The 18,544-nt window shown below is 53.2% G+C and carries 16 protein-coding genes; 11 read left to right on the top strand and 5 right to left on the bottom strand.

Annotated elements, in window-relative coordinates; all coding sequences use genetic code 11:
* Positions 1–42 precede the first annotated feature (42 nt).
* Positions 43–1,509: an IMP dehydrogenase gene (guaB, locus tag HED22_RS11275; RefSeq protein ID WP_167722156.1), complete on the top strand. Its 1,467-nt coding sequence runs from the start codon at positions 43–45 to the stop codon at positions 1,507–1,509.
* Between the two features lie 199 nt (positions 1,510–1,708).
* Positions 1,709–3,046 carry an RsmB/NOP family class I SAM-dependent RNA methyltransferase gene (locus tag HED22_RS11270; RefSeq protein ID WP_167722153.1) on the top strand — a complete coding sequence of 446 codons (1,338 nt, stop codon included), beginning with the start codon at positions 1,709–1,711 and terminating at the stop codon, positions 3,044–3,046.
* 131 nt (positions 3,047–3,177) lie between these two features.
* Here the strand turns inward: HED22_RS11270 and HED22_RS11265 are convergent, their stop codons facing one another.
* Positions 3,178–3,471 (bottom strand): hypothetical protein, encoded by a 294-nt coding sequence (locus tag HED22_RS11265; RefSeq protein ID WP_167722151.1) that lies wholly within the window; start codon positions 3,469–3,471, stop codon positions 3,178–3,180.
* Positions 3,472–3,761: 290 nt separating this feature from the next.
* Here HED22_RS11265 and guaA point away from each other — a divergent pair, with 290 nt between their 5' ends.
* From guaA to HED22_RS11235, 6 genes are all read left to right on the top strand, one after another.
* Positions 3,762–5,315 carry a glutamine-hydrolyzing GMP synthase gene (gene guaA / locus HED22_RS11260; protein WP_167722149.1) on the top strand — a complete coding sequence of 518 codons (1,554 nt, stop codon included), beginning with the start codon at positions 3,762–3,764 and terminating at the stop codon, positions 5,313–5,315.
* A gap of 164 nt (positions 5,316–5,479) precedes the next feature.
* Complete coding sequence (locus HED22_RS11255) at positions 5,480–6,082, top strand: formyltransferase family protein (RefSeq protein ID WP_167722146.1); 603 nt, start codon at positions 5,480–5,482, stop codon at positions 6,080–6,082.
* 1 nt (position 6,083) lies between these two features.
* Positions 6,084–7,148, top strand: coding sequence for a pseudaminic acid synthase (pseI, locus tag HED22_RS11250; protein WP_167722145.1), 1,065 nt, complete (start codon positions 6,084–6,086; stop codon positions 7,146–7,148).
* Positions 7,145–7,738 carry a YdcF family protein gene (locus HED22_RS11245; protein ID WP_167722143.1) on the top strand — a complete coding sequence of 198 codons (594 nt, stop codon included), beginning with the start codon at positions 7,145–7,147 and terminating at the stop codon, positions 7,736–7,738. The genes pseI and HED22_RS11245 overlap by 4 nt, the downstream gene beginning before the upstream one ends.
* Positions 7,739–7,929: 191 nt before the next feature.
* A complete protein-coding gene (locus tag HED22_RS11240) occupies positions 7,930–8,616 on the top strand; it encodes an SDR family oxidoreductase (RefSeq protein ID WP_167722141.1) in 687 nt (228 codons plus the stop codon).
* A complete protein-coding gene (locus HED22_RS11235; RefSeq protein WP_167722139.1) occupies positions 8,609–9,727 on the top strand; it encodes an FAD-dependent oxidoreductase in 1,119 nt (372 codons plus the stop codon). Before HED22_RS11240 ends, HED22_RS11235 begins: the two co-directional genes overlap by 8 nt.
* Positions 9,728–9,968: 241 nt before the next feature.
* On the opposite strand, the gene HED22_RS11230 is transcribed toward HED22_RS11235, so the two are convergent.
* Positions 9,969–10,730: an SDR family NAD(P)-dependent oxidoreductase gene (locus HED22_RS11230; protein WP_167722137.1), complete on the bottom strand. Its 762-nt coding sequence runs from the start codon at positions 10,728–10,730 to the stop codon at positions 9,969–9,971.
* Between the two features lie 325 nt (positions 10,731–11,055).
* Here HED22_RS11230 and HED22_RS11225 point away from each other — a divergent pair, with 325 nt between their 5' ends.
* The gene (locus tag HED22_RS11225) at positions 11,056–13,530 is read left to right on the top strand and encodes an FAD-dependent oxidoreductase (RefSeq protein WP_368484497.1); all 2,475 of its coding nucleotides are present in this window, start codon (positions 11,056–11,058) and stop codon (positions 13,528–13,530) included.
* Positions 13,531–13,581: 51 nt separating this feature from the next.
* Here the strand turns inward: HED22_RS11225 and HED22_RS11220 are convergent, their stop codons facing one another.
* Positions 13,582–13,791, bottom strand: coding sequence for a helix-turn-helix transcriptional regulator (locus tag HED22_RS11220; RefSeq protein WP_167722135.1), 210 nt, complete (start codon positions 13,789–13,791; stop codon positions 13,582–13,584).
* Positions 13,791–14,270: a DUF2975 domain-containing protein gene (locus HED22_RS11215; RefSeq protein ID WP_254869964.1), complete on the bottom strand. Its 480-nt coding sequence runs from the start codon at positions 14,268–14,270 to the stop codon at positions 13,791–13,793. The genes HED22_RS11220 and HED22_RS11215 overlap by 1 nt, the downstream gene beginning before the upstream one ends.
* A 321-nt stretch (positions 14,271–14,591) precedes the next feature.
* Here HED22_RS11215 and HED22_RS11210 point away from each other — a divergent pair, with 321 nt between their 5' ends.
* Both HED22_RS11210 and HED22_RS11205 read left to right on the top strand, forming a co-directional pair.
* Complete coding sequence (locus HED22_RS11210) at positions 14,592–15,029, top strand: helix-turn-helix transcriptional regulator (protein WP_167722131.1); 438 nt, start codon at positions 14,592–14,594, stop codon at positions 15,027–15,029.
* A gap of 107 nt (positions 15,030–15,136) precedes the next feature.
* The gene (locus tag HED22_RS11205; RefSeq protein WP_167722129.1) at positions 15,137–17,551 is read left to right on the top strand and encodes a heavy metal translocating P-type ATPase; all 2,415 of its coding nucleotides are present in this window, start codon (positions 15,137–15,139) and stop codon (positions 17,549–17,551) included.
* A gap of 81 nt (positions 17,552–17,632) precedes the next feature.
* Here the strand turns inward: HED22_RS11205 and HED22_RS11200 are convergent, their stop codons facing one another.
* The gene (locus HED22_RS11200; RefSeq protein ID WP_167722127.1) at positions 17,633–18,544 is read right to left on the bottom strand and encodes a sugar kinase; all 912 of its coding nucleotides are present in this window, start codon (positions 18,542–18,544) and stop codon (positions 17,633–17,635) included.

Here is an 18,544-nt window from a genome sequence, read left to right as displayed (position 1 = left end):
GTGTATAAATTCCGCGCCAACTCAGATTAACGAGGTGGCCAGATGACCCGCATTGCCGAAGCCCTGACGTTTGACGACGTATTGATCAAACCCGCAGCCTCCGAAGTGCTGCCTGCTCAGGTGCAGACCAACACCCGCATTACCAAGAATATTGAACTCAGAATCCCGCTGCTTTCCTCGGCAATGGATACCGTGACCGAAAGCGCAATGGCGATTGTCATGGCACAGCATGGCGGTATGGGGGTCATTCACAAGAACCTCGATATTGCTCAGCAGGCCGAAGAAGTTCGCCGTGTGAAAAAGTTCGAATCGGGTATGGTCGTCAACCCGATCACCATTCATCCCGATCAGACGCTGGCCGACGCGCTTGACCTGATGGATGCCAACCACATTTCCGGCATTCCGGTTGTCGAGCGCAGCTCAAACAAGCTGGTAGGCATTTTGACCAACCGCGATGTCCGCTTTGCATCCAACCGTTCACAGCCGGTTTCCGAACTGATGACCCACGAAGGTCTGGTCACGGTGACCGAGAATGTCGAAACCGCCGAAGCCAAAAAGCTCCTTCACCAACACCGCATTGAAAAGCTGCTTGTTGTTGACGAAGCCTATCGTTGCACCGGCCTTATCACGGTCAAGGACATCGAAAAGGCCAAGCTGCACCCGAATGCCTGCAAGGATGAAAGCGGTCGTTTGCGTGTCGCGGCGGCAACCGGGGTTGGCGAAGCTGGCTTTGAGCGGGCCGCTGCCCTTGTTGAAGCCGGTGTTGACGTCCTTGTCATCGATACCGCACACGGCCATTCGGCAGGTGTGATCAAGGCTGTTGAGCAGATCAAAGCACAGGTTGGTGACACCCAGATCATCGCCGGGAACGTTGCAACCGCCGATGCCATCAAGGCACTCGCAGAAGCCGGTGCCGACGCCGTCAAGGTCGGTATCGGCCCGGGGTCAATCTGTACAACCCGTATTGTTGCCGGTGTTGGCGTGCCGCAGCTGACAGCAGTGCTTGAATGCAGTGAAATGGCGCAGAAGCTCGATATTCCGATCATTGCTGATGGTGGTATCAAGTTTTCCGGCGATATCGCCAAGGCGATGGCTGCCGGCGCTAATACTTGCATGGTGGGCTCGCTTCTGGCCGGGACTGACGAAGCACCAGGTGAAGTTATCCTGTATCAGGGCCGTTCCTACAAATCCTATCGTGGCATGGGCTCGGTCGGGGCGATGGCCCGTGGCTCTGCGGACCGCTATTTTCAGCAGGACGTTCAGGACAACCTGAAACTGGTCCCCGAAGGCATCGAAGGCCGCGTTCCTTACAAAGGTCCGGCGGGTCAGATCATTCATCAGCTGGTTGGTGGTCTTAAGGCATCGATGGGTTATACCGGTTCGGCAACCCTTGCAGACTTCCGTGAACGTGCAGAGTTTGTGCGCATCACCAATGCGGGCCTGCGTGAAAGCCATGCTCATGATGTGACCATCACCCGCGAAGCACCGAACTATCGTCCGGGCGGCTGATGCGCTTGCGCCTGCTGATTGGCTGAGCTGCCTTGCGTTTCACGCTGTTGGCGAATGGTTCCTGCCATGATATGAGGCGCATTCAAATTTCGATGGCGGCAGGCGTCCCTGCCGTCATCAGCTTTTTTATCGTAAGGTGTTGGCATGCTTCCCATATGCGAAGCAGCCCGTCACCCGCAAACAGGTTGGATTTTTCGCTTTGAAACCCGGTGCCCGCATAGCAGCCGTTATCGAACTTTACGATGGCTGGACCCATAACCGAGATGACGCCGACCGCGTTGTGTCAGGCTATTTCGGATCACGCCGATATATCGGTGGCGGGGATCGTCGTGAAATCAGCGAACGTTTCTATAACCTGATCCGTCATCAGGCCCGCCTGGGCTGGTGGTTGGCCGAATGTGACTATCAGTTCCAGGACGGTCGTGCACGCATGATCGCTGATTTGGTCCTGCATGATGGTCTGGACAAGGCAGATATCGAAGATCGCTTTAATGGTGAACAGTTCTGCCCGGAATCGCTTCATCCGAATGAAAAGCATCTGATCAACAAGCTGTCTGGCAAGACACTTGATCACGATGGTCAGCCCGGTGCCGTAAAAACCGAACTGCCGAAATGGCTCTATGCAGAGCTGCTTAAGCTCCATCACGAAAATCTTCCTGCAGAAATGGCGGCTTATAATCAGCCAGCCAAACTCGATCTGCGTGTAAACCGCCTGCGCGGTTCCGTCGAAGATGCGATCAAGTCGCTGAAAGCCGATGGCATCAAGGATATCGAACGCACCCCGTATGCGCCCAATGGCCTTCGTTTGCCGCTTGGTCTGAACATGCTGGTAACAGCCGCCTACAAGGACGGCTTGATCGAAATTCAGGATGAGGCCTCCCAAATTTGCGTCCATCTGGTTGATGCCAAACCCGGCATGACGATTTTGGATATGTGCGCTGGTGGCGGTGGCAAGACGCTTGGTCTGGCTGCCGACATGCGGGGCAAGGGCCGGATTTTGGCCTGTGATACCCATGGTGGTCGTCTGGACAATGCCCGTAAGCGCGCACGCCGCGCGGGGGCTGGTGACTGCATTCAACAACGCATCATTGCCGACGAACGTGACAGCTGGCTGCGCAACAAATCGGGTTTCTTTGATCGGGTGTTGCTGGATGTGCCGTGCTCGGGCCTTGGTACGTTGCGTCGTAATCCGGCATTGCGCTGGCGTATCGGGCAGCGTGACCTGCGCGGCCTGATGGCTGAACAAAGCAAGATCCTCAAGGCCGGTGCCGCCAAGGTTACCAAGGGCGGGCGCCTGATTTACGCGACCTGTTCGATCATGCCCGAGGAAAACGAACGTCTGATTGAAACCTTCATGCGTGACCGCAAGGATTTCAAACCGGTGCCGGTTAATGAAATCTGGCCCGATGCACCAAAATCGGTGCCTGTACCGGGTGGCAAGGACAAGCCGTGGCTGCGCCTGTCGCCGAATGTGCACGGAACGGACGGGTTCTTTGTCGCGGTGTTCGAACGGACCGCAAAAGGCAAGGTAAAGTAATGGCAGTTGCGGTGATGGCATATGGAAACCAAGCCAAGCCTCACCCCGCCCTTGCTCTGCCTGCAGAGAAAAAGGCCCTGCGAACATTGCTCGCAGGGCCAATTTTGTTCAACCGCCAGCGCGATAACGCGTTACTCGGTTGTCTGCACCGGTTCATCAAAGATGGTGCCAGTACCTGTTGCGCCGCCATCGCTGCCTTTGGACGCGTCGCCGTTCTCAAGGTTTTTCATGCCCGGAACGATTTCTTCGACGCTATCGGGGATCAGGCTTTTGGTGTTTTCCGCAGGTGCGGGTTCCTCGGTGCCGATCAGGGGCAGGGTGGTGCCACCGTCTTTCTGGGTCATGGCAATTGCGGTGGCCGTTCCGGCAATCAGAATAAGGCCCGCAACGGCCATGGCGATTTTGCTACCGGTGGAAGTGCTCATGATGATGTGTCCCTTGCGTTAATCAATCATTTGATGCTCGTGTTTGGACGTGGTGTTTCCCGCGTTCCGTTAGGTTGGATACTGCGCGGCCATTGCGCAGAAAAAAGGGACCAATTGTGGGAATTTCAGGGTGCCCTGCGCGCAAATCCGCCGCAATTGCACTTCTGGTCCCGCACGCTTGTGAAAAGTTTTTTGAATGCATCGTTGGGGGACCGCCTGCGCCGGGTTGCCCATGACGATGGTTTGACGTATGTACGGCGCAACCCAATCTTCGACGGAGATACGGCCCGATGACTGATCGCGTGCTGATTATTGATTTTGGATCCCAGGTCACCCAGCTGATTGCGCGTCGCGTGCGCGAAAGCGGTGTCTATAGCGAGATCCATCCTTTTAACAACATCTCGGATGCGTTCCTGGAGGAATATGCCCCCAAGGCCGTGATCCTTTCGGGTGGCCCGGCATCTGTCCACTGGGACAAGGCTCCTTCGGCCCCGGCAAAGGTCTTTGAGCTTGGCATTCCCGTTCTGGGCATCTGCTATGGTCAGCAGACCATGGTTAATCAGCTGGGCGGCAAGGTCGCGACCTCTGACCACCGTGAATTCGGCCGCGCCTTTGTTGATGTGATCGAGGATTGCGACCTCTTCAAAGGGGTCTGGGCTGAAGGCGCACGTGAACAGGTCTGGATGAGCCACGGCGACCGTGTTGATGCGCTGCCTGATGGTTTCCGTGTTGTTGGCAAGTCTGACGGCGCACCGTTTGCGGCTATCGCCAATGACGACAAGAAATTCTACGCTGTGCAGTTCCACCCGGAAGTGGTGCATACACCGCATGGCGCCCAGCTGCTCAAGAACTTCACGCACGGTGTTGCCGGCTGTTCCGGCGACTGGACCATGAACGCCTACAAAGACGATGCGATTGACAAAATCCGCAAACAGGTCGGTGATGGCAAGGTCATTTGTGGTCTGTCAGGCGGTGTTGATAGCTCGGTGACTGCGGTTCTGATCCACGAAGCAATTGGCGATCAGTTGACCTGCGTGTTTGTGGATCATGGCTTCATGCGTGCCGGTGAAGCTGATCAGGTCGTGACCCTGTTCCGCGACCATTACAATATCCCGCTTGTGCATGTGGATGCGTCGGATACCTTCATTGGTGCCATCGAAGGCGAAACCGATCCGGAAACCAAACGCAAAACCATTGGCCGTCTGTTCATCGAAGTGTTTGAGCAAGAAGCCAAAAAAATCGGCGGTGCCGACTTCCTCGCACAAGGAACGCTTTATCCCGATGTGATTGAAAGTGTGTCCTTCACCGGCGGCCCGTCGGTTACCATCAAATCGCACCATAACGTTGGCGGCCTTCCGGAACGCATGAACATGAAGCTGGTCGAACCGCTTCGTGAACTGTTCAAGGACGAAGTCCGTGATCTTGGCCGTGAACTTGGCTTGCCTGACAGCTTTGTCGGCCGCCATCCGTTTCCGGGGCCAGGCCTTGCCATCCGCATCCCCGGCCAGCCGATCACGCGTGAAAAACTTGATGTGCTGCGCAAGGCAGATGCGATCTATCTCGAAGAAATCCGCAATGCCGGTTTGTACGATGCCATCTGGCAGGCCTTTGCTGTGCTGTTGCCGGTCCGCACCGTCGGCGTGATGGGCGATGGTCGTACATACGATTACGCCTGTGCGTTGCGCGCCGTCACCTCCACCGACGGCATGACCGCCGACTTCTTCCCGTTCCCACCGGAACTGCTTGGCCGCATCGCCAACCGTATCATCAATGAAGTCAATGGCATTAATCGTGTGACCTATGACTTCACCTCGAAGCCACCGGGAACCATCGAGTGGGAATAAGCTTAGCTCAGTCTGCCGATCAGGAAAAGCCAGAGCTTTTTATAAAGCTCTGGCTTGTGTTTAACTTCCTGCATACGTAAATGAGACAAAACTGGTAACTATTAACTTTCTCTTTGGATTGACGCTGTTTGCAACAGCCATTTTTTTGAATATCGCAGGCATGAATGACAAACTCTAAATCGGGTAAGAAATTGTCGGCCAAACGCGTTCTTTTTTTAGGATATGGTCGAAAGCAGACATCTCTGATTGGTGTGCTTTCAAAGGCGGGATGCGAAGTCGATCACTCTGCCGATCCGATAGACGAAGTTGATTATGATCTGATTGTAAGTTTTGGATATCGCCATATCATAAGGCAGACCACACTTGCTCGCATCAATTGCCCGATCATAAATCTCCACATCTCTTACCTCCCCTACAATAAAGGGGCTCACCCGGGTTTTTGGTCTTTCTTCGATGGTACGCCGTCAGGTGTTACAATACATCTGATTGATGGTGGTCTTGACACCGGGCCTATCATTTATCAGAGAAAGGTAACTTTCGATGCTGGTGAAACTACATTTTCGGATGCGCACAAGCGCCTAATCTACGAGATTGAGGATCTTTTCGTCAGTCATTTGGATGAGTTACTGACTGGTGATTGGACTGCTGTACCCCAGTGCGGTGATGGTACCAAGCACTATGTAAAGGATTTACCTTCGGATTTCGCTGGTTGGACCAGCGAAATAGAACCCGAAATTACAAGGTTGCGGAAAATTGGTGAGAAATAAAGTGGCTGGAGAAAACGTCTGCATCAATGGTCGCGAGATTTCCAGATCATCAAGGCCTTACGTGATAGCCGAAGTTTCGGCAAACCATAACGGCTCGCTGCAGCGCGCATTGGAAACCATAAAAGCTGCCAAAGAAGCTGGTGTTGATGCGGTCAAGATTCAGACTTACACGCCGGAAACAATGACCATCCCCAGCAGCAAGGAAGATTTCCTTATCAAGGATGGATTGTGGAAAGATCGTACTCTTTTTGATTTGTACGGTGAAGCCTATACCCCGTACGAATGGCATGACGAAATTTTCACTTACGCACGTAAGATTGGTGTTACGCTTTTTTCTTCGCCATTTGACGAAACGGCTGTTGATCTTCTCGAGAAACTCGACACACCTGCATACAAAGTTGCCTCGTTTGAGCTGGTCGATTTGCCTTTAATAGAATACATCGCGAAGAAAAAGAAACCGATGTTGATGTCTACGGGTATGGCAAGTCTCGAGGAAGTTGGCGACGCTATAGAGACCGCCCGTTCGAACGGTTGCAACCAACTGGCCATTTTCCATTGTATAAGCAGTTATCCCGCTCCGATAGACCAAGCAAATATCAATAACATTCCGTTCCTGAGAAAGGAATTTGGTGTGGAAGTGGGCCTATCTGATCATACCCTTGGGAATGTCGCGAGTATCGTTGCTACGACCGTTGGTGCATCTGTAATCGAGAAACACTTTACATTGGATAGGTCCGAAGGCGGCGTAGATAGCGCATTTTCGCTTGAGCCGGATGAAATGAAGGAATTGGTTGAGGCTACGAGTGACGCGTTCTCTGCACTTGGCAACGGTGATTTCAAGCGGTCAAAGGCGGAAACAGAAAATATGATTTTTCGACGGTCATTGTATTTTGTCGAAGATCTTAAAAAGGGTGAAGTGATTACTAGTCAGCATATCCGCAGAATTCGCCCTGGCTTCGGATTGTCCCCCAAGTATCTTCCGGAAGTCATTGGCTCGACAATGAAGGAAAACGTGACAAGGGGCGATCGTGTTACCTTTGAGAAAATTGCACTGCCAGAAAAATGAAGAATGAATCAGGCCAATCGACTGCGGTCCTAGTACTGGCCCATTTAATGGGAAGCAACGGAGAGCTCGGCGAGGAGACCCAAAAGAGGGTGGAGGCTGCTGTTTCGCTTTTTCGTGACGGTGACGCCAGTCACATTATCACGACCGGTTGGGATTATCGTAAGGACTCTGATCTGAAAATAGCTGAGGTCATCAGGCACTACCTTATCGACATATGTCATCTCGATCCAGATTGCGTACTTTCTGATATCAATTCAAGAGATACGGTCGGTGACGCCTATTTTGTTAAGCGTAATATTGTTGGCAAAATGGCATTTGGGCGATTGACCGTTGTCACTAGCGGTTATCATGTAAAGCGGACGCGAGAGATATTCGAACGCTTTTTTTTGCCGAATGTGGCTATTGAAGTTTTTGGCGTTGATGTACCCAGCAACTATGATTGCGATATTTTAGCACATGAACGATCATCGCTGCAGGCCTTCAGGAAGACCTTTGCAGGGGTAGATTTTACTTCGGATGAAGATGTTTTTGCCGCGCTTTCTTCAAAGCACCCTTTCTATAACGGCGAAGTTCATCCCGGAATATTGTAATGATTGATGAAATGCATGATCGGATTAGCCGTGTATTTCATTTTGATCCAATCGGTTTCGGATGATTATATGTGCTGTCGGGAGGCAAGGCATGTCTGGGCGCTATTTTGCATTGAAGATGTAACCGTTAGAGATGTGGTCTGAAACGGTCTAAGATACTAATGGATTAGGTCGCAGGTACTTACGTTCGGGTGAATATTTTGAATAAAACATGTTTTGTCGTCGGAGCAGACTCTTCCGTTGGACGTGCATTGGTTGAATATTATGATAGCGCTGGGTACCAAGTGATTGGCACAACGCGCAGGGCACCAGACCCAGCCAGTGAGAATATATTCAATGTCAATCTTGAAGATGCAGAGAGCTTGCAAACTCTGGCGAAGAGAGTTGAAGCAATAGACGCGCTAATCATCTGCATTGGAGTGCTTCCGGGCAAAAGTCTCGAACAGTACTCAGATACGGAACTGAGCGCAGTGTTTCACTCAAATGCAATCGTTGTAATGAAGGTTGTCAGGGAGCTGCTGGATCATGTGCGTTCTGGCGGGGCAGTATTGTTCATGGGGTCTATAGCCGGTTCGGCTGGAAGTTATGACGAGGCCTATGCGGCATCCAAGGCAGCGCTGGTCGGCTTAACCAAGTCGCTCGCGAAGAAATCGAAGAATGGCGTTCGGTTTAATTGCATCGCACCGGGATTAATTGACGGCTCAAGGATGTTTGAGGGCTTCACTGCAGACGAAGTCGAAAAACATGAACAGCAAACCCCGGTTAGAAAATTGCTTGCCCTCGAAGATTTGGTGCGAATTTGCTTTGATATTACTCAACCGCACTGGAACTCATTGAATGGGCAAGTAATTGATATTAATGGCGGCCGATATGTCTGAGCAAATGAGTGCTGATGTTATTGTCGTCGGCGGAGGTGTTTTTGGGTGCCTGTCGGCTATCGAGATTGCCAAGAAGGGTTTGAGCGTCAAGCTTCTGGAAAAAAATGCTGATTTGATGCTTGCCGCAACCCTCAACAACCAGAACAGATTGCATCTCGGATATCATTACCCGCGTGATGTCGAGACTGCTTTACAATGTCAGCGCGGCTTCAAAGACTTTTACAGAAAGTATAAGAATTGCATTCTGGACGGCTTCGATAACGCTTACTTTGTTAGCGCCGAGGACAGTAAGGTCGATTTTGCCGCTTACGCAGAATTTTGTGATAATGCATCGCTTCCTTTTCGGAAACTTGATCTATCGGGATTCGGCGAGCCTGTCCGGAATGTTGAAGGCGGTATCCTTACAGACGAAGTCATCTACGATTCTAAACTGCTCCGTGCGGAAGTCTTGCATGAGCTTTTGCAAAATGATGTTGAGGTAAGGTGCGGCCATAATACTGATGGGATTAAAGAAACTTCGACCGGTTTTGAGGTGGGCTGCGGAACCGAACGACTGAGCGCGCGTGCAATCGTTAACTGTACCTATGCGAATTTCAATTCATTCAATAAAGCGCTTGGTCTGCCTGTCAGAAAACTGCAGTACGAACTGACAGTGGTTCCAGTGATCCGCTGGCGCATGGGAAAACCGCCGATTGGTGTGACGGTCATGGACGGCGCATTTTTTACTGTTCTGCCTTTTGGCAAAAGTGGAAACTATTTACTTTATCATGTGAAGCACACAGTTTGTAAGACCGTCGTAGGGGAGACTTATCCGCAAGAATGGTCGCAGCCTAAAAGCATTGTGGATGAAATTGAGGCGCGCCGGATTTTTGGCGATATGGTTGATGCTTCTTCCTATTGGCTCCCAAGCATAAGAGATGCCGACTTTGTTGATTATCTTGCAACTGTACGTGTCGTGTTTGCGAATTCAGATGACACGGACCGGCGGCCTTCCCTGATCGAAAAGCAGCAAACAGCTGCGCCGTTCTACAGCATTTTTTCAGGTAAGATTGATCACTCTATTTGGGTGTCCCGTGACGTCGCAGACGACGTTTGTAAACTCATTTCGTGATTGTTAGAACTCAACTGAGTTACGGTCCGCTGGCTGAATGATGCTGGTGTCATGCTTCCAGTTTGCCAACGAGTTTACCTAAGGTGCAGGACCCTCAGACCCACAATCCCCCGTCGCGTTACACGCGTTTGACAATGCCTGTTGCACGCTGCGTTGCCAGTTGAAGGTCAGGCAGGATGACAGCGACAGGATTGCGGCAAGCGTAATAATCACGCGAAGGGGGCGCATGGTTCCAAAGCCTTTACTTATCTGCCCGAAGGGCCGGCAGACCAACACCGGTGCTTTCAAATCCGCCATCGGCAGCAATGGTCTGGCCGGTTACAAAGCTTGCCTTGTCCGAGCACAGGAACGTAATCACCTCGGCGATTTCGTTTTCCGTGCCATAACGGTTGAGCGGCATAGCATTCAGATACGCCGAAATAATGTCAGTTGAATGCACAGCCATGGCAAGTTTGGTTTTGACCGGGCCGGGGCAGACGCAATTGGCGCGGATGCCATATTCGCCAAGCTCAGCTGCCTGCTGTTTGGTCATGTGAATGACGGCGGCCTTTGATGTGCCATAGGCGACACGGAGTGTGGATGCCCGAAGGCCGGAGATCGAACCGATATTGACAATCGCGCCCTTGGTTTCCTTAAGCGCCGGTATGGTCGCCTGCGACACCAGGAAAACGCCATCTAGGTTGGTTTCCATGATCCGGCGCCAGGTTGCGAAGCTGGTCTCCTCGACCGGTAGGAAGTCGGCAACACCGGCATTGTTCACCACGGCATCAAGCCGCCCAAAGGCCGACAGCACTGCATCGATCATTTGATCAACCTGTGCGGGGTCGGATACGTCATATTCAAATGCCGAGGCCGCATCCGATACGGTTTTTGACGCAGCTTGAAGTTCCGGTCCGTCGCGATCGATCATGGCGACTTTCCAGCCCTGATCGATAAACAGTTTGGTGGTGGCAAGGCCGATACCGCGTGCAGCACCTGTGACCAATGCGACTTTCTGCGTCATTGAATGACTTCCTTTCTCGAGGCGTTTTCCCTGTTGGTGCGGGCTTTGCCCGCCAATGCGGTGCGTATTTGCAATCGCGCTTGTTCTTGATCTTCATATAGGCAAATCAGATTGCCAGCAGCAAGGACTCTATGCCCGGTCGTGCAAAGTGGGCTGAATGTCTGGTGGTGCCAGTTGGCTTGATTTTATAGTGCCAAGCCGCCTTTTGGCTCCATCCTCCCTTGTCGCGTTCATACTTGTTGTCTAGCGTCAGACCGATAATCAGAACGGCCCGTGTTCTATAGCGGAATGCCGTTAGTAAAGGGAAACTGTCCCGGAAGTTCTGGTGCATTTCGATGAAGGGGCTATGGCGTTGGCAAATATTCAGGACAAGGCCCGTGTGGTCATTATCGGCGGTGGTGTGATTGGCTGTTCGGTGGCCTATCATCTGACCAAGCTGGGTTGGAAAGATGTTGTCTTGCTTGAACGCAAGGAGCTGACATCCGGCACCACATGGCATGCTGCGGGCCTGATTGCCCAGTTGCGTGCAACCGCCAACATGACGCGCCTTGCCAAATATTCGCAGGAACTATACGGCACGTTGGAGGATGAGACCGGGGTCGCAACCGGTTTCAAACGTGTCGGTGCCATCACGGTGGCACTGACCGAAGACCGCAAGGAAGAACTGTTTCGTCAGGCCGCCATGGCGCGTGCCTTTGGGGTTGAGATTGATGAACTCTCCCCGGCCGAAGTTGGCGAACGCTATCCGCATGTCAATCTGGAAGGCGTAACCGCCGGTGTCTATTTGCCCAAGGACGGGCAGGGCGATCCGGGCAATATCGCGCTTTCCCTTGCACGTGGGGCAACCAAACGCGGGGCCAAGATCCATAGCCGCACCAAAGTTACCGGCATGACCAAACAAGGATCACGCATCAAGGGTGTTTTCTGGCAATCTGAGGACGGCGATCAGGGCGAAATTGCCTGTGACATGGTGGTGAATTGTGCAGGCATGTGGGCACGCGATGTTGGCAAAATGGCCGGTGTGAATGTGCCGCTGCATGCGTGCGAGCATTATTACATTGTCACCGATAGTGTGCCGGATCTTGGTAACCTGCCGGTTTTGCGTGTTCCTGATGAATGCGCCTATTACAAGGAAGACGCCGGTAAGATCCTGCTTGGGATGTTTGAGCCCAAGGCAAAACCATGGGGCATGGATGGCATTCCCGACAGTTTTGAATTTGATGAGCTCCCGCCAGATTTCGAACATTTCGAGCCGATCCTTGAAATGGCGATCAACCGCCTGCCGCTTCTGGGGCAGACCGGCATTCATACCTTTTTCAATGGTCCCGAGAGCTTTACGCCTGATGATGCTTATCACCTTGGTTTGGCGCCGGGCATGGAGAATGTCTGGGTGGCAGCAGGGTTCAATTCGGTCGGGATTCAGTCGGCCGGCGGTGCGGGAATGGCGCTGGCGCAATGGATGGAAGATGGCGAAAAACCGTTTGATCTGGGCGATGTTGATATTGCCCGCATGCAGCCGTTTCAGGGCAACAAAACCTACCTGACGGAACGTGTGTCGGAAACGCTGGGCCTGCTGTATGCTGATCATTATCCGTTTCGGCAAAAGGCGACGGCGCGCGGCATTCGCCGGTCGCCGGTGCATGAGCAGTTGAAAATCAACGGCGCAGTATTTGGCGAGTTCGCCGGTTGGGAGCGCGCCAACTGGTTCGCCAATACCGATCAGAAACCGGAATACGAATATAGCTGGAAGCGCCCCAACTGGTTTGATAATGCCAAGGCCGAACATCTTGCGATCCGCACTGGGGTTGGACTGTACGATATGTCATCCTTTGGCAAAATCCGGGTCGAAGGCCCGGATGCCACCCGCTTTCTGAACCATATTTGTGGTGGGCAGCTGGATGTGCCGGTTGGCAAGATCGTCTATACACAGTTCCTCAATTCCCGCGCCGGGATTGAGGCCGATGTCACGATCACCCGATTGTCTGAAACCGCCTATCTGGTGGTGACCCCAGCTGCAACACGCCTTTCCGATGAAACATGGATGCGCCGTCATCTGGGCGATCATATGGTGGTGATTACCGATGTCACCGCCGCCGAGGCGGTGCTGGCCGTGATGGGGCCGAAGTCTCGAGACCTGCTTGGTTCGGTATCGCCCAATGATTTCTCCAACGATACCAATCCGTTTGGTACAGCACAGGAAATCGAAATCGGTATGGGGATCGCACGGGCGCACAGGGTTTCCTATGTTGGCGAATTGGGGTGGGAGATTTATGTCAGCAGCGACATGGCTGCCCACGTATTTGAAACCCTGCTGACGGCAGGTGAAAATCACGGCTTGAAGCTGTGCGGTCTTCACATGATGGATGGGTGCCGGATCGAGAAGGGTTTCCGCCATTTCGGCCATGACATCACCTGCGAGGATCACGTGCTTGAGGCTGGACTTGGCTTTGCTGTTAAAACCGACAAGCACTATTTCATTGGTCGGGATGCGGTGCTGACCAAACGCGAAAGCGGGCTTAAGCGCCGTATGGTGCAATTCCGGCTGAGCGATCCGGAGCCACTGTTGTTCCATAACGAACCAATCCTGCGCGATGGCAAGATCGTCGGACATCTGTCATCGGGGGCCTATGGGCATCTTCTCGGCACGGCTGTTGGTATGGGCTATGTCGGTTGCGAGGGTGAAAGTGCCAGCGACATTTTGGCATCAAGTTATAGCATCGATGTCGCCGGAACCCGCGTGACGGCCGAGGCTTCACTAAAGCCGTTCTATGATCCAAACAGCGACCGGATGAAGGTGTGATGTGACTGTGCCGGTGGCAAACTTGCCACCGGCACATTGGTTGTCTGACGATCAGGTCTCGTCTTCAAATTCCAGAATGTCTCCCGGCTGACAATCAAGCTCCCTGCAGATCGCAGCCAGGGTTTCAAATCGTACACCGCGAACTTTTCCGGACTTCAACAGGGACAGGTTCTGTTCACTGATGCCAATCCGTGCGGCGAGATCCTTGGATTTCATCTTTCGGGTCGCCAGCATGACATCAAGACGTACAATGATGGGCATCAGACGAAACTCCGGTTTTCGTCTTCAATGCGAACAGCTTCACCCAGGACCCAGGCAATCACGATGATCAGCCCGCCAAGAAACAGGGTATGGATATCCGAGTTACCCAGCCCGATTGAAATAAAGCGTTCCCCTTCCGGGCGGTTGAATGTCGCCAGCGCAGATGACGCTGCACCGGTCAGCGGTGAAATCAGGGTCTGGATAATCAGTGCAATCCCGAATGCCTTGAAGTGACCAATCGCCTCTGTATTGAAAATGATGTTATTGGCAAATGCGCCAAACATTTTGCGCAGCCGGTAAATGCCGTAGGCAATCACAAAGGACGGGATCATCATCACCGCCAGGGTCGCAATTTTTTGCCAACCTTGGAGTGCCTGCACATCTGCAACGCTGATCGTCATCTGGCTTGTGCTGGCTTCAACCCAGCCCGGCGCATAGATCACCAGCGGAACTGTGGTGATTTCAAACAAAATCGCCAATGCGCAGATCCAGTATAAAAAGGTGCTGATTCTGCGAACGTTTTTTAAAGTGTCGCGTTTGCCTAATTCCGTCATGTGGGGCTCCGATAGCTTGGTTTGTTTTTGTTTTGGGTAATTAAATTAAAATAAAACATGAATAAATTAATGATATGAGTCAATGAGGATTTTCTGGGGGTGTCTGACATCGTAACGGAAAGGCTCTGAAAGGCATGATTTAGAGCGTGCTTTTGCAGCAGAGATCCGTATGCAGGATCATACCGATATGATGCGTCATATGATGCTGCCCCTTGCCATTACCCGGCGGCCATGGAAAATAGAGCCATGTCAGTACGAAAACCAAAATCAACCGAGACCCTGCCTGCAACCGGGACAGAAGCACCATGTGCCGAATGCGATACGGCGGCACGGCTTGGGCTCAGTCATGCCCAGGGGGCGGCTGTCACCCGGGACGCGTCACGTGCGACGGGTCAGAACCTGTCCCTGCCCGATATTGAGGCGGCGGCAAAGATCTTTGCCCTTCTGGGGGATGCCGGGCGACTGCAGCTGGTGCTGCGTTGTATGGAAAAGCCCCAGACGGTTTCGGAACTGGCCGAGGCAACCAACATGTCGCAATCGCTCTGCAGTCATCATCTGCGTCATTTGCGAGATCAACGCATTCTGGCCTCTGAACGCCGCGGGCGGCATATCCTTTATCGGATTGATGACGATCATATCTCGCACGTTGTCCGTGATACCTTTGCCCATGTGACCCACGATTAGCTCGACCCAACATTCAAATATTCATTTGAATGTCCTTGACAGAAGCATATCTGCAAAATACGTTTGCTTTAATATATGAATGAATATTTGATTGTTTGGGGTGATGGATGTCTTTCATCGCGAAATGGACGGACTTGCCGACTGTCGGTTCCTGCACGCATTGCCGGGAAACCGTGATCAATGCGCTTGCGCAGGCGATGCCACATCAAAGCTTTTCTGATGACGGGCAGGGCATTTCCACATCGACACCGCTGGGCAAGGACGATGATGCGATTGTTCAGCGAGTCCTCAAAGACCAGGAAGCCAACATCGTCCATTACAAATGGCACGTGACGGGCATGGATTGCGGGTCTTGCGTGTCCAAGATCGAAACGGCACTGGGGCGTATGGATGGTGTTGCCTGCGTCGATGTCTCGATGATGCGTGAAAGCGTCACCCTGGGTTTTGCTGCCGATCAGGCGGATCAAAGCCAAGCGGTAACCCCGACACTGGTCAAGCTCGGTTATCCTGCAGAACAGGCTGATACTGGCGTTGGCACTGCGGGAAGCAGTACGGCTGAGACTGCTTGCGGTTCTGCGTGCTGTAGCAGTGCTGCACAACAGGACACGGATAAAGTCAAAAGTACGCCATCAGTGAAAGCGATCCTGCGCCGCTTTGTGCCCTGGTCATCGGAAAATGACGAGATCGCCTTTGCTGCCATCTGTCTTGCACTTGGTGGCCTGATCGGTGCGCTATTCCCGATCACAACACCTTATGCGATGTCGGTGGCATCGCTATTGGCCGCTCTTCCGATCATGAAAGTGGCGGTTCGTCTGGCACAAAGCGGGGCGATCTTTTCCATTGAGCTCCTGATGTCGGTTGCCGTTATCGGTGCGGTCGCGATTGGTGAAAGTCTTGAGGCAGGGATGGTGGTGTTGCTGTTTGCCATTGGCGAACGGCTTGAAGGTGTTGCTGCGGGCCGGGCGCGAAGCGGGGTCAAGGCGCTGATGAAACTGGCTCCTGAAACCGCCCGGCGTGTTGCGGGCGACGGATTTGAGACTGTTTCACCTGGTGCGCTTGCGATCAGCGATGTGATCGAAGTACGCCCGGGCGAACGTGTGCCAGCCGACGGTGTCATCAAGGACGGCACGGCCGAGATTGATAACAGCCACCTCACAGGTGAATCCGTTCCGGTTTATAGCGAACCGGGGACAGAGGTCTTTGCCGCTGCCATCGTTACCGACAGTCCGGTTAGGATCTCTGTAACCCGTTCGGCAGGCCATACCATGCTGGATCGCGTGATCGAGCTGGTTGAACAAAGCGAAAAGCACAAGGCACCTGTCGAACGCTTTGTTGCGAAGTTCGCGCGTATTTATACGCCGATCATTATGGGGCTCGCGCTTGCCACGGTTTTGATCCCGTCGGTGCTGTTCGGGCAAGGCTGGGAAGAATGGATTTATCGCGGTTTGGCATTACTCCTGATCGGCTGTCCTTGTGCGTTGGTGATTTCGACGCCTGCGGCGGTGACGTCTGCCTTGGCACGGGCGACCAGGATCGGCCTGTTGGTCAAGGGTGGGGCGGCGCTCGAACTGATTGGGTCAGTCCGCACCATGGCGTTTGACAAGACCGGTACCCTGACCGAAGGCAAACCAAAACTAAGCGCAATCAAGACGGCCGAAGGCTATGGTGAGAATGGCGTTCTGACCATCGCCGCCGCGCTTGAGGCCGTTACTTCCCATCCCTTGGCGCGGGCAGTCGTGCAGGCGGCGGAAAACCGCAATCTTGATCTTCCTGTGGTGGAGCAGGCCAAAACCATCGCCGGTGCCGGGGTTGAAGGGCATATCGATGGGGCCTTGTATCAGGTTGGGGCAGCCAGACGCCTGAACGTGACGCCCGATGGCGATATACGCGATTGGCTGAGTGCGCAGGAAGATGAAGGCAGCACTTCTGTGGTGATCCTGAAAAACGGTGAAGTGATTGGTGCATTGGCCTTGAGCGATGTTGCGCGCAGTGACGCAAAGAACGCCCTTGGTGAACTTAACAGGCTTAACATCACACCGATGATGTTGACCGGGGATGCGGATCGGGTCGCCAAACGCATGGCAGCAGAGCTTGGCATGGACTATCGCGCCGAACTGATGCCCGAAGATAAACTGAATGCACTGGCCGAACTTCGCGATGATCCGAAACGATCCGGTCCGGTTGCCATGATCGGCGATGGTATCAATGATGCCCCGGCATTGAAGGCGGCCGATGTCGGTATTGCGATTGGCGGTGGAACGGATATCGCGCTTGAGGCCGCCGATGCGGTGGCGGTCAAGGATCGGCTGGGTGATGTGGTCAATCTGGTTAAACTTTCGCGTGCCGCGCGCCGGGTGATCCGTGAAAATATCACGATCGCATTGGGCCTTAAGGCGATCTTTCTTGTGACGTCCATCACCGGCTTAACCGGCCTTTGGCTTGCGGTGCTGGCGGATACCGGGGCAACAGTCCTTGTGACGCTTAATTCGCTGAGGCTGTTGATTGCCTTGCGCAAGGCTTAGACCACAATAAAAACAGGCCGCAATGAATAAAGCCCGGCATCATGCCGGGCTTTTGCGGTGACAATGGGTTTGATCTGGTGATTAAAGGTCTGTCATCAGATCAGCCGGGATAATCGCCCCGCGATGGGTGATGACCTTGCCGGCCAGCTTATGTCCCGACAGGGTTGCGGTGACACCGTCTTGGCCCTTGAGCAAGCCCGCCAGAAAACCGGCATTAAAGCTGTCACCAGCCGCCGTGGTGTCAACCGGCGTTACCGGACCCGGGATCGGGATATGGCTGATTTCCTCATCTTCATAAAGCAAACACCCCTGTTCACCCTGTTTGACGACAATCAGGGCAGGGCCAAGATTGGCAATTCGGTTCATCGTGTCTTGCGCGGTTTCATCGCCCCAAAGAAGCTGTTCGTCATCGAATGTTGGCATAACGACATCGGAAAGGGCGGTGATGCGGGCATATGTCTCGCGCGCCTGTTCTTCCTTGCCAGACCAAAGCTTGGGACGGAAATTACCATCAAACGCGATCTTGCCGCCCTTGTCCTTGTGCGCCTGAAGGATATGGAACAGAAGCGTCGTGTCATCTTCAAGCACATGCAAGCTGATCCCGGAAAGATACAGCCAAGGCGCATCTTCAAGCGCTTGTATATCGGCAGGACTTGCCAACGATATGGTCTGGCGTGCAGCAGACTGATTGCGCCAGTAATGGAAAAAGCGTTCGCCGTCTGCGCGGTTGGTGATGGAATAAAGCCCGGTGTTGGCCTGATCCGTGCTAATCAGGAACGCATCGCAGACCTGGTTGGCCTTCAGAAGTGACCGGATTTGTTCGCCAAACGGATCTTTCCCAACCGCAGAGGCAAATGCGCATGTGATCCCCAAACGACCAAGATAGATCGCAGTGTTGAACGTATCCCCGCCAACCTTGACACCGGCATTTCCCAGCGGGTCGAAGGAAATCTCGCCCATGGCTTCGCCAATGCAAATGACATCGACAGACAT

The organism is Thalassospira sp. HF15 (assembly GCF_011806525.1).
Taxonomy (GTDB): Bacteria; Pseudomonadota; Alphaproteobacteria; order Rhodospirillales; family Thalassospiraceae; genus Thalassospira.
This window is presented reverse-complemented; position numbering and strand designations above follow the sequence as displayed.

Bases quoted from the DNA above. Each gene is read 5' to 3' on its own strand.
- HED22_RS11220 (WP_167722135.1), bottom strand. From the start codon at position 13,791: ATGCCCATCATTGTACGTCTTGATGTCATGCTGGCGACCCGAAAGATG.
- HED22_RS11255 (WP_167722146.1), top strand. From the start codon at position 5,480: ATGACAAACTCTAAATCGGGTAAGAAATTGTCGGCCAAACGCGTTCTT.
- HED22_RS11245 (WP_167722143.1), top strand. From the start codon at position 7,145: ATGAAGAATGAATCAGGCCAATCGACTGCGGTCCTAGTACTGGCCCAT.
- HED22_RS11230 (WP_167722137.1), bottom strand. From the start codon at position 10,730: ATGACGCAGAAAGTCGCATTGGTCACAGGTGCTGCACGCGGTATCGGC.
- guaB (WP_167722156.1), top strand. From the start codon at position 43: ATGACCCGCATTGCCGAAGCCCTGACGTTTGACGACGTATTGATCAAA.
- HED22_RS11200 (WP_167722127.1), bottom strand. From the start codon at position 18,544: ATGTCTGTCGATGTCATTTGCATTGGCGAAGCCATGGGCGAGATTTCC.
- HED22_RS11265 (WP_167722151.1), bottom strand. From the start codon at position 3,471: ATGAGCACTTCCACCGGTAGCAAAATCGCCATGGCCGTTGCGGGCCTT.
- HED22_RS11210 (WP_167722131.1), top strand. From the start codon at position 14,592: ATGTCAGTACGAAAACCAAAATCAACCGAGACCCTGCCTGCAACCGGG.
- HED22_RS11205 (WP_167722129.1), top strand. From the start codon at position 15,137: ATGTCTTTCATCGCGAAATGGACGGACTTGCCGACTGTCGGTTCCTGC.
- guaA (WP_167722149.1), top strand. From the start codon at position 3,762: ATGACTGATCGCGTGCTGATTATTGATTTTGGATCCCAGGTCACCCAG.
- HED22_RS11235 (WP_167722139.1), top strand. From the start codon at position 8,609: ATGTCTGAGCAAATGAGTGCTGATGTTATTGTCGTCGGCGGAGGTGTT.